12 protein-coding genes are annotated in these 15836 nt (G+C 69.2%); 10 read left to right on the top strand and 2 right to left on the bottom strand.

Annotated elements, in window-relative coordinates:
• The first annotated feature begins 51 nt into the window (after positions 1–51).
• The 8 genes from ACIRG5_RS16305 (at position 52) to ACIRG5_RS16270 (ending at position 11793) form a co-directional block, all read left to right on the top strand.
• Complete coding sequence (locus ACIRG5_RS16305) at positions 52–201, top strand: hypothetical protein (protein ID WP_402905357.1); 150 nt, start codon at positions 52–54, stop codon at positions 199–201.
• Between the two features lie 17 nt (positions 202–218).
• Entirely contained in the window at positions 219–3191 is a 2973-nt protein-coding gene (locus ACIRG5_RS16300; protein WP_402905356.1) for a helix-turn-helix transcriptional regulator, read from the top strand.
• Positions 3192–3310: 119 nt separating this feature from the next.
• Entirely contained in the window at positions 3311–4063 is a 753-nt protein-coding gene (locus ACIRG5_RS16295; RefSeq protein WP_402905354.1) for an ABC transporter ATP-binding protein, read from the top strand.
• Positions 4064–4070: 7 nt separating this feature from the next.
• The gene (locus ACIRG5_RS16290; protein ID WP_402905353.1) at positions 4071–6587 is read left to right on the top strand and encodes an ABC transporter permease; all 2517 of its coding nucleotides are present in this window, start codon (positions 4071–4073) and stop codon (positions 6585–6587) included.
• A 718-nt stretch (positions 6588–7305) separates the two neighbouring features.
• A complete protein-coding gene (locus ACIRG5_RS16285) occupies positions 7306–8568 on the top strand; it encodes an extracellular solute-binding protein (RefSeq protein WP_402905351.1) in 1263 nt (420 codons plus the stop codon).
• Between the two features lie 74 nt (positions 8569–8642).
• Positions 8643–9542: a sugar ABC transporter permease gene (locus tag ACIRG5_RS16280; RefSeq protein WP_319977842.1), complete on the top strand. Its 900-nt coding sequence runs from the start codon at positions 8643–8645 to the stop codon at positions 9540–9542.
• 2 nt (positions 9543–9544) lie between these two features.
• Positions 9545–10369 (top strand): carbohydrate ABC transporter permease, encoded by an 825-nt coding sequence (locus ACIRG5_RS16275; RefSeq protein WP_402905350.1) that lies wholly within the window; start codon positions 9545–9547, stop codon positions 10367–10369.
• Entirely contained in the window at positions 10366–11793 is a 1428-nt protein-coding gene (locus ACIRG5_RS16270; RefSeq protein ID WP_402905348.1) for a GH1 family beta-glucosidase, read from the top strand. Before ACIRG5_RS16275 ends, ACIRG5_RS16270 begins: the two co-directional genes overlap by 4 nt.
• A gap of 77 nt (positions 11794–11870) precedes the next feature.
• Here ACIRG5_RS16270 and ACIRG5_RS16265 read toward each other — a convergent pair whose 3' ends face one another.
• Positions 11871–13070 (bottom strand): esterase-like activity of phytase family protein, encoded by a 1200-nt coding sequence (locus ACIRG5_RS16265; RefSeq protein ID WP_402905346.1) that lies wholly within the window; start codon positions 13068–13070, stop codon positions 11871–11873.
• Between the two features lie 72 nt (positions 13071–13142).
• On the opposite strand from ACIRG5_RS16265, the gene ACIRG5_RS16260 reads away from it, so the two are divergent.
• Complete coding sequence (locus ACIRG5_RS16260) at positions 13143–14165, top strand: GNAT family N-acetyltransferase (RefSeq protein ID WP_402905345.1); 1023 nt, start codon at positions 13143–13145, stop codon at positions 14163–14165.
• A 75-nt stretch (positions 14166–14240) separates the two neighbouring features.
• Positions 14241–15269, top strand: a complete 1029-nt coding sequence (locus tag ACIRG5_RS16255; protein ID WP_402905344.1) for a LacI family DNA-binding transcriptional regulator — start codon at positions 14241–14243, stop codon at positions 15267–15269.
• A 56-nt stretch (positions 15270–15325) separates the two neighbouring features.
• Here ACIRG5_RS16255 and ACIRG5_RS16250 read toward each other — a convergent pair whose 3' ends face one another.
• Entirely contained in the window at positions 15326–15718 is a 393-nt protein-coding gene (locus tag ACIRG5_RS16250) for a hypothetical protein (RefSeq protein ID WP_402905342.1), read from the bottom strand.
• Positions 15719–15836: the final 118 nt, after the last annotated feature.

The raw sequence follows: 15836 nt of genomic DNA, 5'->3' as shown, positions 1-15836 counted from the left end.
TGCGTGATCGCCCGATGCCTGAGGCGAGGCCTCAGGACGAACCTCAGGTCCATGACCGAATGGACCCCTGAGGCGATCAAGGCAGAAATCGACTACCGACGTGGCACCGCTGTCTGCAACTGGCAGCGTTCGAACCGCGACATGCCGTCGTGGATGAGCCGAGTGATCCACCGCACGACCCGGAAACTCGGCAGCAACTAGCACGGGGCTGTGAAACCATGCCTCTTGTGGCGCGCCTTGGTTCCGGAATTCCGTTGGTCGCACGCGATCGGGAACTGGACCGGTTGCGTGCCGCGCTGGCGCAGGCAGGGGAGGGCACCGCGGGGGCGGTGCTGCTCGCCGGTGACGCCGGTGTGGGCAAGACGCGGCTGATCGACGAACTGGCCGCGAGCGCCGACGACACCCTCGTCCTCATGGGACGGTGTCTGGACGTCGGCGAGACCGGCCTGCCGTACCTGCCGTTCGCCGAGGCGCTGGGCAAGTTGAAGAGCGACGTGGCGAACCGGCCGGCGCTCGCGATGTTGCTGCCGCAGCTGACGTTGCCCGCCGAACGCGAGCCCGGCACCGAGGGCATGATCGCGCCGAGCCTCATTCCAGGCCGCAGGCCCGAGCAGGACGTCGGACAGCTTCAGCTGTTCGACGCCGTGCTCGGGCTTCTCGGCGATCTCTCCGAACGACAGCGCGTGCTGTTCGTGGTCGAGGACCTGCACTGGGCGGACGCGTCCACCCGGTACCTGCTGTCGTTCCTGTTGTCCCGCCTGCGTTCCCAGCGCCTGCTGGTGGTCGGCACCTACCGCGCGGACGACCTGCACCGCAGCCATCCGTTGCGCCCCTTGCTGTCCGAGCTGGTCCGGCTGCCCGCCGTCGACCGCCTGGACCTCTCGCCGTTCAACGCCGCCGACGCCCGCCGGTTCGTCGAGGCCCTGTCCGACGACCTGCCGGAGGACGTCCTCCAGCAGGTCGCGGAACGCTCCGAGGGCAACGCGTTCTTCGCGGAGGAACTGATCGCGGTGGCCACCTGTGACGACGCCAGGTCGCTGCCTTCCGCGCTCGCCGATGTGCTGCTCAGCCGGGTCGAAAGCCTTGGGCCAGAGGCACAACACGTCGTCCGCGTCGCGTCGGTCTGGGGCCGCCGGGTCCGCCACTACCGGCTGCACGAGGTCGCGGGCATGGCGGACATCGCGTTCGACACCGCCCTGCGCGAGCTGATCCAGCACCACCTGCTCGTCGTGAACGACGACGAGGTCTACGCCTTCCGCCACGCCCTGGTCCGGGAGGCGGTCTACGGCGACCTGCTGCCCGGCGAACGGGGCCGGCTGCACGCCGCCTACGCACATCACCTGGCCCAGCGGCCGGACGAACGCGGTGGCGCGGCGGCACTGGCCCACCACGCGTTCGAGAGTCACAACCTGCCGCTGGCCCTGGAGGCCTCGATCAAGGCGTCGAAGGAGGCCGAACGCGCCGGCGCGCCCGCGGAGTCGTTGCGGTACCTGGAGAAGGCGCTCAACCTGTGGAACGCCGTCGCCGAGGCCGACCGTCCGTCCGATGTGGACGAGTCGGTGCTGCTCCGGCGTGCCTCCTGGGTCGCGGGCACGGCCGGGCAGCCGGAACGCGCCGTCGCGTTCGCCCGCAGCGCCACCAAGGCCATCGGCGCCGAGCAGACGCCGGAGGAGGCCGCCGAGGTCTGGCTGCGGCTCTCGCAGGCGCTCTCGATCCTCGACGGCAACGAGGAAGAGCACTTCCTGATCCTCGGCAAGGCGCTCGCCCTGGTGCAGGACCGCGAGCCCAGCCCCACCCGCGCCCGTGTGTTCGCGGGCAAGGCGTCTTCCCTGCGCCAGCAACGCGAGGACGCCAAAGCGCGGGAAGCCGCCGAACTCGCGATCGCGGACGGCCAGACGGCGAACGCGCCGGGTGCGGTCGCGGACGGGCTCGGCACCCTCGCGATCCTCGACGACCACGCCGGCCAGCCGGACGAGGCGAAGGCCAGCTTCGAGCGTGCGATCCAGTGCGCGCGCGAGGTCGGAGCGTTCAACAACGAACTGAGGGCTTGGTACTACTACGGCCTGATGCACTACGACCGCGGCGAACTGGCCGAGGCCGCCCGCGTCTACAACATGGCCGGTGATCGGGCCAAGGAGACCGGCCTGACGTGGAGCATGTACGGCCTGGAGATCCGCATCCTGCAGGTGCTCGTGCACTACTACATCGGCGACTGGGACTACGCGGCGTGGGCCAGCGAACCGCCCGGCATGTCCGTCTCGTCGACGGTGCTGGCCCGGCTGGCGTCGGCGAGCACGCACCTCACCGTCTCGCGCGGCGACCTGGCCGAGTCCGAACGGATGATCACGAAGCTGCGCAGCGACTGGCACCGCGACATCCAGATCGCGCTGATCAACGGCGGCACGGGTGCGGAGCTCGCGTTGTGGCGCGGCCGTCCCGAACTGGCCGTCGAGCGCGTCACAGACGCGTTGGCGTGGGCGCGCAAGCTCGGTGGTCCGTGGATGCTCGCGGGCATCAGGATCGGCGCGATCGGCATCGCGGCGCACGCGGAGATCGCCGCGAAGGCCCGTCGCAAGCGGGACGCCGACGCCGAGAAGAACGCGGTCGCGGCAGGACACGAACTCGCCGAGCACGTGCGGCTGACCGCGGAGAACGGCAAGCCGCGCGCCGGAGTGCTGGGTCCGGAGGGACGTGCCTGGCTGGCTCGCGCGCTCGCCGAGGAGTCCAGGCTGACCGGCGCGGGCGACCCGGAGCTGTGGCAGGCGGCCGTCGACGAGTTCGCCTACGGGGTCGTGTTCGAGCAGGCGCTGTGCCGGTGGCGGCTCGCGGAGGCGTTGCTGGGCGCGGATCGCCGCGAGGAGGCGGCCGAGCAGCTCCGCCTGGCCGACGAGGTGGCGACGAGGCTCAAGGCCGTTCCGCTCGCCGAGGCCGTGGCGTCGTGCGCCAAGCGGGCCCGCATCACCCTCAGGGCTGACGAACCGGTGCGCGAGCAGGTCGATCTCTTCACCCCGCGCGAACGCGACGTGCTCGGCCTGGTGGCCTCGGGACGGACGAACCGCGAGGTCGGCGAGGAGCTCTACATCAGCGAGAAGACCGTTTCCGTGCACCTTTCCCGGATCATGGCCAAGCTCGGTGCCTCGCGGCGCGCGGAGGCCGTGGCCATCGCGTACGACCGGGGTCTGCTGGAATAGCCCTGGTTGTCATACCTCAGGCTGACGCGCAACGCGTCGCCGAGTTGATGTCCGCGCACTCAGCTTCCTCATAGCTTCTTCCTCGTCGAGGAACATCCCCTGTGAGGAAGGCAAGTCACATGTCTGCACTGGTGTCCGAGGTCGGCACCCGGACCGCCGCGGCGGCCCACAACCTGGTGAAGGTCTACGGCAAGGGTGACACCGCGGTGCGGGCGCTCGACGGCGTCAACGTGGCGTTCCAGGCCGGCCGCTTCACCGCGATCATGGGCCCGTCCGGCTCCGGCAAGTCCACGCTGATGCACTGCCTCGCGGGACTGGACACGGTGGACAGCGGCGAGATCCACATCGGACAGACCGAGATCACCAAGCTGAACGACAAGGACCTGACCAAGCTGCGCCGCGACCGCGTCGGCTTCGTGTTCCAGGCCTTCAACCTGCTGCCGACGCTGACCGCCGAGCAGAACATCCTGCTGGGCCTGGAGCTCGCCGGCCGCAAGCCCGACAAGGAATGGTTCGACACGATCGTCAACGTGCTGGGCCTGCGCGACCGTCTCACCCACCGCCCGACCGAGCTGTCCGGTGGCCAGCAGCAGCGCGTGGCCTGTGCCCGTGCCCTGGTCGCCCGTCCCGAGGTCATCTTCGCCGACGAGCCGACCGGCAACCTGGACTCCCGCAGCGGCGCCGAGGTCCTCGACTTCCTGCGCATGTCGGTCCGCAAGATGGGCCAGACCGTGATCATGGTGACGCACGACCCGGTGGCCGCGAGCTACGCGGACCGCGTGGTGCTGCTCGCCGACGGCCGGCTCGCGGGCGAGATCCACCAGCCCACCACCGAGTCCGTCGTCAACGCCCTCACGCACCTGGGGGCGTGAGCTACCGATGCTGAAGACGATCCTTGCGGGCCTGCGAGCCCGCACGGCGAGGCTGGTGCTGTCCAGCATCGCCATCGCGCTCGGCGTCGCGTTCGTGACGGGCACGCTCGTGCTCGGCGACGCCGTCGGGGAACAGACCAGGGACAACTTCGCCCGCAGCGCCCGCAACGTCGACGCGGCCGTGCACATGGGCGAGAACAGCCCGGACCGGGAGAAGGGCATCCCGGCCGACTTCCTGCAGAAGATCCGCAACACCCCCGGTGTCGACGGCGCGGACTCGCGTGAGTTCGGCAGCGCCGCGTTGCTCAGCGGGGAGGGCAAGGCGCGCAGCGCGCTGGTGCAGCCGCTGCCCACGACGGAGAAGCTGCGCGACTTCAACCTCAAGGACGGCAAGTTCCCGGTCAAGGCCGACGAGGCCGCGATCGACACCAAGACCGCCCAGGTCGCCAAGCTCAAGGTCGGCGACAAGCTCAAGCTGCTCGACGAGGAGAACGCCGAGCACGCGTTCACCATCGTCGGCACCTACCAGCAGGGCGCCAGCAGCATCTCGATGTCCGGCAGCGACCACGTCCTGGTCTCGCCGGAGGGCCTGCGCACGGTGATCCCGGAGCAGCGGATCTACGAGATCGTCGCGGTCGCCAAGCCCGGTGTGTCGCAGCAGCAGCTCGTCGACAACGTCACCAAGGCGATCGGCACCGGCTACGAGGTGCAGACCGGTGAGCAGCTGACCCAGGCCACGCTGGCCCAGGTCGGTGACGCCGCGGGCGAGATCAAGACGTTTCTGCTCGCGTTCGCCGCGATCTCGCTCGTCGTCGCGGGCATGGTCATCTACAACACCTTCACGATCCTCGTCGCCCAGCGCACGAAGGAACTCGCGCTGCTGCGCTGTGTCGGCGCGAACCGCTCACAGGTGTTCCGCAGCGTGCTCGCCGAAGCGCTCTTCATGGGTCTCACGGCGTCCGTGCTCGGCCTCCTCGGCGGAGTCGGCGTCTCGGCGGGCCTGCAGGCGTTCATCAGCACCGTGGGCGGTCCCGGCGGCGAGGACGCCCCGATCCGCCTGCCGATCTCGTGGGTGACCATCGCCGCCGGCTTCGGTGTCGGCGTGGTCGTGACCGTGCTCTCGGCCGTGCTGCCCGCCCGTCGTGCCACGAAGGTCGCCCCGGTGGCCGCCCTGCGCTCGCAGCCGGACAGCTCCGACGACGTCGCCCGCACCGGAAAGCTGCGGATCATCATCGCGACGCTGATCGCACTGGCCGGTGGCGCCGCCGTCTACTTCGGACTCCAGCAGGAGAAGGAAGAGCCGGCGATGTTCATCACCGGCGCCGCCACGATGGTGCTGCTGCTGGCGGTGCTGCTGCTCGGCCCGCTCTACGTGCCGCTGGTGAACCGCCTGTTCGGCAAGGCGCTGCGCGGCGTCCCGGCGAAGCTGGCCTCGGCCAACGCGGGCCGCAACCCCAAGCGCACGGCCGCGACGACCGCGGCGTTGATGATCGGCGTGACCATCGTCGCGATGGTGACGGTCGTGGCCGGAAGTGGCCGCGCGACCATGAACGAGCAGGTCGACAAGCGGTTCCCCGCGGACTACGCGGTCAAGTCGAACGTCTACAGCCAGCCGCTCTCGCAGAAGTTCACCGACGACCTCGCCAAGGTGCGCAACGTCGAGATGGTCGCGCCCGAGCTCAGGGCGTACGGCGAGTCGCCGAAGCTCCAGTACGCCGACGTGACCGGCTACCCGGTGAACGCGATCGGGTCCCTGGTGCGCCCGGAGACGACCAGCGGCACGCTCACCGGTCTCAAGGACGGCGAGATCGCCATGCGCGAGAAGGAGGCCAAGGAGGCCGGCGTCGGCATCGGCTCCACCGTCCCGATCAGCGGCAAGGACTTCAAGGTCGTCGCGCTGATCAAGGACAACAGCTACGGCACCGGCCTCGTGACGCTCGCCTCGGCCCAATCGCTGCTCAAGGAGCCCGCGAAGGGCTACCAGAACGTGCTGATCAAGCTCGCGCCCGGCACGGACATCACGGTGGCCCGCGCCGACCTGGAGCGGTTCATCGCGACCTCGCCGGTGGCGGTGCTGGACTCCGCCGCCGAGACCAAGGCGGAGCTGAACGGCCAGATCGACCAGATCCTGATGTTCGTCTGGGCCCTCGTCGGCCTGGCGCTGATCATCGCCTTGTTCGGCATCGCGAACACGCTGACGCTCTCGGTGCTGGAACGGACCCGCGAGTCCGCCCTGCTGCGGGCACTGGGCCTGACCAGGGGCCAGCTGCGGCAGATGCTGGTGGTCGAGTCGATCCTGATGGCGCTGATCGGTGCGGTCGTGGGCGTGCTCCTCGGTGCCGGGTTCGGATGGCTGCTGGTCGAGGCGATCTCCAACTCGGAGTTCAGGATCAGCTTCTCGATCCCGTTCGGCCAGATCGGCATCATGCTCGGCCTGGCAGTGGTCGCGGCGATCATCGCGGCAGCCCTGCCCGCTCGGCGGGCCGCGCGGAACTCCGTGGTCGCGGGCATGGCGGAGGCGTAGGACACCCCGCCTGGCCCCGGCTGTCGGGGGCTGCGGCCAGGCGGGTTCGGGAGTGCGGAACAGGGGCCGCACGACCGGGGGATCGGTGGAGGTCCGGTGCTGTCGGGGCACCGGGCCTCCGCTGCGTTCGCGGTGGGGCGCGCGGTGCCACCCGGCGCCCGCCAACGCAAGGCGACCACGTACGAGTCCTGGCGTGGCGATGCGAAGCGAGCCGTGTGAACCTCTACCGCCTGGGTTGCGGTGAGCCCCAATCGCAACCCCGCACTTCATCACGACCTGATGGACCACTCTCGCAAGGCGACCACCCGCACGGAACGCGACCAACCCCGCTGGAACGCGACTGCCCGCACGCAACGGCCCACAAAAGTCCCAGTCGCGGTTCACCTGCGTGAACAAGCGCCCGCTACCCGTCAGAGAGCCCTCGAACCACGAGTTCGGAAAAAATCTTGGACGGCACGCGTCACTTTTGGCCCGCAACCCCCTCTACCTGGGGTGAGGGACGACCGGAGCGAGGGCCCGGTCGTCCCTCTTCGTCGTTCTCAGGGGCCCTGTGGCCGCCCCATCCGAGACGCTCGGCGTTTCGGTCCAGGTTTTTGTTGCCTGCCACGACAAAGTTACGGAACGATGTCGACCGCTTGACACCCGCGCCTCTCCGGTTGAGTGTGAGAGCGCTCTCATCACAGTTAAGCGCCGCTCACGGCGTCGTCGAGGAGGACGGATGAGCACAAGACTGGTCGGCAGCGTCGCTGCGACCCTCGCGATGGTTCTGGTCGCAGGATGCGGCGGGAGTTCCGGGGCCGACGGCAAGATCGAGCTGTCGCTGGGTCTGTTCTCCGACTTCGGGTACGACAAGCTCATCGAGGAGTACATGGCCTCGCACTCGAACGTCAAGATCGAGCAGCGCAAGGTCAAGATGGAGCAGCACAACACGCAGCTCGCGACTCAGCTCGCGGGTGGCCGTGGTGCCGCGGACATCGTTGCCCTCGAGGAGGGCGTGGTCTCGCAGTTCCGCGCCTCCAAGGACAAGTTCGTGAACCTGGCGGAGTACGGGGCCAAGGATCTGAAGGACCAGTGGGCCGGGTGGAAGTGGAACCAGGGCACGGCCGACGGCGGTGAGTTCGTGCTGGGGCTGGGCACGGACATGGGCAGCCTGGGGCTCTGCTACCGCAGCGACCTGTTCGCGGCGGCCGGTCTGCCCACCGACAGGGCCGAGGTCGCCAAGTTGTGGCCGACGTGGGCCGACTACGCGAAGGCCGCGGACACGTTCACGACCAAGACGCCGAACGTGAAGTTCGTCGACACCGCCCGCAACGTCTACAAGGCGATTCTCGACCAGACCGAGGAGGGCTACTTCGCGAAGGACGACTCGTACATCGCGGAGAAGAACGACAAGGTCAAGACGGCGTTCGACACGGCGGCGGCGCTCGGCACCAAGCAGCAGACCGGTGCCCTGGAGCCGTTCAGCCAGGACTGGAACGTCGCGCTGAAGCAGGGTTCGTTCGCCACCACCACCTGCCCGGCCTGGGCGCTCGCGCTGATCAAGGCGGGTGCCGGCGACGCGGCTGCCGGGAAGTGGGACGTGACGACGGCGCCCGGCGGTGGCGGCAACTGGGGTGGCTCGTTCCTCGCCATCCCGAAGCAGGGCAAGCACCCCAAGGAGGCCTACGAGCTGGCCAAGTGGCTGACGGCACCCGAGCAGCAGAAGCGGATCTTCAAGGAGACCGGCAACCTGCCGAGCCAGCCGAAGGTCTACCAGGACGCCGAGGTGCAGGCCACGGTCAACGACTACTTCAACAAGGCTCCGGTGGGTCAGATCTTCGCCACCTCCGCCGAGTCGTTGAAGCCGACCTACCGCGGCACGAAGGACTCGAAGGTCGGACCGGTGTTCGGCACCGCGCTGACCCGCGTCGAGCAGGGCAAGCAGTCGGCTGCTGACGCCTGGACCCAGGCGCTCAAGGAAGCGACGGACGCCGCCAAGTGACGGTGACGCGTCAGGAGACCGAGACGGCCCCGGCCGTCTCGGTTTCGCCTTCCAAGGAGCCGAAGCCCTTCCGGCTGAGCCACTGGGACGCCAGGTACACGCCGTACCTGATCATCGCGCCGTTCTTCCTGGTGTTCGGGATCTTCGGGCTCTACCCGCTGATCTACACGGCGTGGGTGTCGCTGCACGACTGGCAGCTGATCGACGGCAACCAGGGATTCGTCGGTCTCGCCAACTACGTCGAGCTGTTCGGCGACACCAAGTTCTGGAACGCGCTGTTCAACACGCTGAGCCTGTTCGTGCTCTCGACGGTGCCGCAGCTGCTCGCCGCGCTGGGGCTGGCCGCGCTGCTGGACCGGGGTCTGCGCGGCAGTGCGTTCTGGCGGGCCGGCGTGCTGCTGCCCAACGTCATCTCGGTCGCCGCGGTGGCGCTGGTGTTCGCGCAGTTCTTCGGCCGCGACTTCGGCATCGTGAACTTCCTGCTGGGCTTCGTCGGCATCGACCCGATCGACTGGCGCGCCGAGACCTGGGCCTCGCACCTCGCGGTGTCCACAATGGTCATGTGGCGCTGGACCGGCTACAACGCGCTGCTCTACCTGGCGGCGATGCAGTCGGTGCCCAAGGACATGTACGAGTCGGCCACTCTGGACGGTGCCGGTCGCTGGCGGATGTTCTGGTCGATCACCGTGCCGTCGATCAAGCCGACGATCCTGTTCACCGTCGTCACCTCGACGATCGGCGGTCTGCAGCTGTTCGCCGAGCCCGCGCTGTTCGACCCCGGGTTCGCCGCGAACAACTCGACCGGCGGCTCCGACCGGCAGTTCCAGACGCTGGTGCTCTACATGTACGAGAAGGGCTTCCGGTTGTTCGACGCCGGCTACGCGGCCACCGTCGCGTGGATGTTGTTCCTGGTCGTCCTCGTGGTCGCGGTCATCAACTTCACGCTGACCCGGCGCATCGCGGGCAAGGAGTGACCATGAAGAACGCCAAGGCAGGTCCGCTGCTCTACGGGTTCCTGGTCGCCGTGCTGGCGGCCTCGATCTTCCCGCTGTACTACTCGTTCATCGTCGCGTCGAAGGACAACTCCGTCCTCGGCGAGAAGGTCCCGCCGCTGATCCCCGGCGGCAACCTGGTCGAGAACATCACCCGCGTCTTCGACACCGTCGACTTCTGGCTCGCCATGCAGAACTCGTTCATCGTGGCGGCGAGCGTGGCGATCTCGAACGTCGTGCTGGGCACGCTGGCCGGGTTCGCGTTCTCGCGGCTGCGGTTCAAGGGCCGCGACTCGCTGTTCCTCGTCGTGCTCGGCACCGCGATGGTGCCGACGCAGCTCGGCGTGATCCCGCTGTACATGCTGATGTCCGACCTCGACTGGTACGGGACGCTGCAGGCGGTCATCGTGCCGGTGCTGATCGGGTCGTTCGCCGTGTTCTGGATGCGTCAGGCGTGCGAGGAGACCGTGCCGTACGAGCTGATCGAGGCCGCGCGCGTCGACGGCTGCTCGGTGCTGCGGACGTTCTGGCACGTGGGGTTCCCCGCGGTGCGGCCACAGGCGGCGGTGCTGGGCATGTTCACGTTCATGACGGCGTGGAACGACTTCTTCTGGCCGTTGATCGTGCTCGACCCCAACGACAGCCCGACGGTGCAGGTCGCCCTGTCGACGCTGGCCAGCGGGTACTACACCGACTACTCGTTGATGCTCGCCGGCGCCTCCATCGCGGTGCTGCCGGTGATCGCGATCTTCGTCCTGCTGTCGCGCCAGATCGTCGGCGGAATCATGCAGGGCGCGGTGAAGGGATGAGAATGACGACCGACTCGGACGTCGAGGTCGGGCGGGATGTGCTGACCTTCCCGCCGGACTTCCTCTGGGGAGCGGCGACAGCGGCGTTCCAGATCGAGGGCGCGACCACCGCGGACGGTCGCGGCGCCTCGATCTGGGACACGTTCGCCGCGACGCCCGGCAAGGTGCTGGCCGGCGACACGGGAGACCCGGCCTGCGATCACTACCACCGCTATCAGTCCGATGTGGACCTGATGGAGTCCCTGGGGCTCGCCTCGTACCGGTTCTCCGTCGCGTGGCCGCGGATCCAGCCCAGCGGCAGCGGCCAGGTCGAGGAGCGCGGGCTAGCGTTCTACGACCGGCTGGTGGACTCGTTGCTGGAGAAGAACATCCAGCCGCTGGCGACGCTGTACCACTGGGACCTGCCGCAGGTCCTGGAGGACTTCGGTGGCTGGCGCAACCGCGACACCGCCTACCGCTTCGCCGAGTACGCCGCCATCGTGCACGAACGGCTCGGCGACCGCGTGCAGGCCTGGACGACGCTGAACGAGCCGTGGGTCTCGGCGTTCCTGGGCTACGGCAACGGAATCCACGCGCCGGGCATCACCGACGCGGCGGCGTCCCTGGAGGCGGCGCACCACCTGCTGCTGGCCCACGGGCTCGCCACGCAGGCGTTGCGCGCGCAGGCACCCGACTCGCACCGGCTCTCGATCGTGCTGAACTTCAGCACCATCTGGGGCGACAGCGACTCGGAGGCGTCGAAGGAGGCCGTGCGCAAGGTCGACGGCCTGCAGAACCGCATCCTGCTCGATCCGATCCTCGGCCGCGGCTACCCGCTCGACGTCCTGCAGGACACGTCGTGGCTGGGCGACTGGACGAACGTGGTGCGCGACGGGGACATGGAGACCATCGCGACCCCGGTCGACTGGATCGGCGTGAACTACTACAACCCCACCCGCGTCGCGCCCGCCGATCCCGACTTCGTGCCGGCCGGTCCGCACGCGGGACTGCGCGGCGTGGCGTTGCAGCCGCCGCAGGGTGAGCTCACGGGGTTCGGGTGGGAGCAGAACGCCGACGCGTTCACCGAACTGCTGGTCCGCCTCTCCCGTGACGCGGGCGGGGTGCCGCTGGTGGTCACGGAGAACGGGTCCGCGTTCCCGGACGTCGTCGATTCCGCAGGCCGGGTTCACGACGTGCAGCGGAAGAAGTACCTGGTGGACCACGTTCGCGCGGTGCACAGGGCGATCTCCGAAGGCGCCGACGTCCGCGGCTACCTCGCGTGGTCGCTGCTCGACAACTTCGAGTGGGCGGCCGGATATTCGCAGCGGTTCGGGATCGTGCACGTCGACTTCGAGACGCAGCAGCGGACCGTGAAGGAGAGCGCGGCCGCGTTGTCCCGGATCATCGGGCAGAACGGGCTTCCCGCGCACGGCTACGCCGTGTAGCCGACAGGACGGGCCGAGGGGGCCTCAGCGCTCTCACCTGCGGATACTCGTGTCCACAGGTGAGAGCGCTCTCTTGTTCAGCGCCTGCGCAGGACCCTCGGGTCGGCGTGCAGGTTCTCCGCGAGCCTGATGGTGATGAACTCGTTGTCGTCCGGCTTGCCCGGCGTGCGGCCAGACGACGACGGGAAGTTGTTGTCGTTGAGCACCGCGATCGTGCGGTCGTCGAGGATCGTGACGTCCTCGATCGTGACGAACGGGAACTTGAACGGGTCCGCCTGCCCGCCGACGTGCTTCGGGTTGGCGAGGTTCAGCAGGTCGGCGACCATCGTCTTGTCGAGCTTGCCGTCGGAGTCCCTGTCGCGCTTGTCGGCCAGGTAGACGCGCTTGACGATCGCGTCGGCGCCCTGCGCGCTGTCCCGCTCGATGATCAGCAGCCGGTTGCCGTCGACCGCGATGGCGTCGCCGATGGCGAAGTTCGGGTCCTCCAGCTGGTAGCGCCACGTCGTGCCGGTGAACGAGCCGGACGCGATGTCGAACTCGTTGAGGCGCAGCGTGCCCGGCGTGTCACCGGCGACGGTGCCCTCCAGCAGCGCGTTGATCTTCTTGCCGTCCGGGGAGAGCGTGATGCCCTCGAAGCCCTTGCTGCCGCCCAGGTTCGGGTTGCCGGCGGGGTTCTCCGGAGCCCGCACGCCCGGCAACGGCGCCGGCGGGGCGAGCAGGCGGCCCGCGCGGTCGAAGTGCAGCAGGTACGGGCCGAACTCGTCGCCCATCCAGTAGCTGCCGTCGGCGCCCCTGGTGACCGACTCGATGTCGATGTCGGCGCCGGTGATCACCCGGTCGGGCCTGGTCAGGGGGAACGGGATGTGGCCGTTCGGGTCGGTCAGCGTGATGCCGCCGAGCACGTCGACCCTGCCCGTTCTGAAGTCCGGCGCGATGCGGTTGATGCGCAGGAGCCAGTCGGCGCTGTTGGCCTTCGTGCCGTAGCCGTTGTCGGAGATGGCGTCGAACGTGCCGTCGCTGTTGCGGACGAGGCCGCTGAAGCCCTGGATCGGCTGGTCCGCGAACGGTGGCGTGACCCCGTTGATCGGAGCCGTTCCCAGTGCCGCGCCGCTCGGTTCGCTGCCGGGCAGGAAGGTCAGCGCCGGGAGGAACGCGAAGTTCGTCAGCGTGGCCTGCCGGGGAGGCTTCTGGCCGGCCGTGGCGGGAGCGGCGCTGGTGGGCGTGGCCAGTGCCGTGACGGTGAGCAAAGTGAGGCCTACGGCCAGTGTTCTCCTCATGCGGCGACCCTATGAGAATCGTTTTACCCGTGGTTCGCCTCGCGGCAACAACTTCCATGAACTCTTGACGCCATGACGACGACCTGGCGCCTGCGCTTCGAACTCAGCGACAGCCCCGGCGCGCTCGCGCGCGTCACCGTCCGGCTGGCCGCCGCCGACTGCAATGTTCTCGCCCTGCACGTGATCCCCGTCCCCGGCGGGGTGCTGGACGAGATCGTCGTGCGGGCAGCGGCCGGCGTGCTCCCCGCGGACCTCGTCGAGGCCGTGCGCAGCGAGGGCGCCAAGTGCGTCGGGATCACCCGAGCCGACATCCGGGATCTGGTGGACGAACCGACCGCCGTGCTGCGCGCGGCCCGGATGGCGCTGACCGACCCGGACCAGACCGGGGAGGCGCTCCGCCAGGTGCTGGCCGCCGACTCCGTCACGGTGGGCGAGGCCGGCGACGGCCAGGTCCAGTTGGGAGAGTGGGCGGCCCGGCGCGGCTGGGCCCGGTTCACCCAGGTCGAACTCACCCGCGCCCAGGCGTTGCTCGATCTCGTGGACGCGCCGGCGCCGTCGATGCGAGCACTGCTCACCGATGACGGCGCGGCACTGGTCCTGCGCCCCGGTTCCGCCGCCGACGAGGACGCCGTCGCCGGCCTGCACGCCCGCAGTTCGATGCGGACGATGTTCAACCGCTACCACTCCGGCATGCGCACCGTGCCCCGCCGCTGGCTGCACCGCCTGCTCAGCCCGCCCCGCGGCACCACGATCGTCGGCCAGTGCGGCGATCAGGTCGTGGCGCTCGGTCAGCTCATCCACACCGGCACACCGGACTGCGCCGAGGTCTCGCTGTTGGTCGAGGACGCCTGGCAACGCCGGGGTGTGGGCGCGGCCCTGCTCGACGCGCTGGCGGCGGACGCCCGCGCCGCCGGATTCTCGGAGCTCGTGGCGTGGTGCCTGCCCTCGGAGACCGCTCTCGTCCGGACCGCCGCCCGCGCCGGTCTCGCCACCACGACACGCCGGGAGGACGGTCTGCTGAGGGTGTCGATCACGCCACGCGAGCGTGCTCTGAAGACGCCGATCACGACGGACGTCGCCGAAAAAACACGATGAACAGCGCGGAGACCCTCCTCGGAGATCGCTTGGGGCTAAGCTGCTTAGCGACTCAAAGGTTTTCATCGAGGAGTGGTGGTGCTCGTGTCCAACCACGCGCGTCCGACGTTGGAAGACGTTGCCGCGAGGGCAGGGGTTTCCCGCGCCACGGCGTCACGAGTGCTGAACGCGTCGCCGCGGGTCAGCCCGGAAGCGCTGGAGGCGGTCAACGCGGCCGTGTCGGCACTGGGCTACCAGCCGAACCGCGCCGCGAGGGCGTTGGTCACCCGCCGCACCGGCGCCGTGGCCGTGCTGTTCTCCGAGCCCGAGCCCAAGATCTTCGATGACCCGCACTTCGCGCGCCTGATCCGTGCGGGCGCGCGTGCGCTGGCCGACGTCGACGTGCAGATGGTGCTGATGCTGGTGCACTCGCCGGACGATCAGGCCCGCGCGCACCGGTTCCTGGCGGGCGGCCACGTCGACGGTGCCCTGGTGTTCGCACCGCACCGCAACGACGAGGTCGTCTCCGTCGTGAAGAAGCTGCCGCTGCCGGTGGTGTACGCCGGCAAGCCCTGGGGGTCGTTGCGGGGGATGCACCTCGTGGACAACGACAACGAGGGCGGCGCCGTTCTCGCCACCGAGCACCTGAAGTCGCTGGGGCGCAAGAAGATCGTCCACGTCTCCGGGCCGTTGGACGAGCTGTCGGCCATAGATCGGCTGAACGGGTTCAAGTCCGCCATGTCGTTGGACGACAAGGGGGTCGCCCGGCTCACCGAGGACGGCGGGTTCACCCGCGAGGGCGGGCGGAAGGCCATGTCCTCGTTGCTGGCCAGGGTTCCCGCGCTGGACGCCGTGTTCGTGGCCTCCGACCTCATGGCCGCGGGTGCGCTGGAGTCGTTGCACGAGGCCGGGAAGCGCGTTCCCGAAGACGTCGCCGTCGTCGGGTTCGACGATCACGTGACCATCGCCGAGCACACCTCGCCGCCGCTGACCTCGGTGCGGCAGGACTCGGACGAGCAGGTCAAGCACATGGTCGAGCACCTGATGAAGCTGCTCAGGGACGAGACCGTGAAGCGCAAGCAGCAGATGCTGCCCACCGTGCTGGTGCGGCGCGAGTCCGCCTGAAGGTCCTGACCCCCGTCGCGCACGACGATCAACGCGTGCGCGACGGAGTGCTGGGACTAGTTGCCCATGTTCTTGCAGGTGGGCGGCGGCAGCGGGTTCAGCGGGCTGCACGGCCAGCCGGACGAGGACGGCGGCGTCGTCGTCGTCTGAGCCGGTGCGGGCGGGGCCTCGGCCGGGTTCGTCGCGGCCGGCGGCGGGGTGGTCTTCTTCGGCGTCTGCTGGGTGCTCGGGGTCGAGCTGCTCGGGCTCGATGACGCGCTGCTGCTGTTCGCGGCCGAGCTCTCCGTCGAGCTCGGCGCGGTGCCGGGGGTGGACGAGATCCAGGTGGACGCGGGCGGTCTGCCCGGCGGATCTTCGCCGGCCGCCCCGTGGATCGCCATGCCTACCAGCACGCCGAGCAACGCTGACCCGAGCACAGCGGAACCACCTGCGGCCCACAGTGCGCGCACAGCAGTCCTCCTAGTCAATGCTCACGGTGTGAAGTCGGGCGATCACGCTCCTCGGCAGATTACCGGGTAGCCCGGTCGCAGGAGAACGCTCGCCTGGATGCCTTATCGGCTCCTTGAT

The sequence above is a fragment of the Lentzea sp. NPDC102401 genome, from assembly GCF_044765805.1.
Classification (GTDB): domain Bacteria; phylum Actinomycetota; class Actinomycetes; order Mycobacteriales; family Pseudonocardiaceae; genus Lentzea; species Lentzea sokolovensis.
This window is presented reverse-complemented; position numbering and strand designations above follow the sequence as displayed.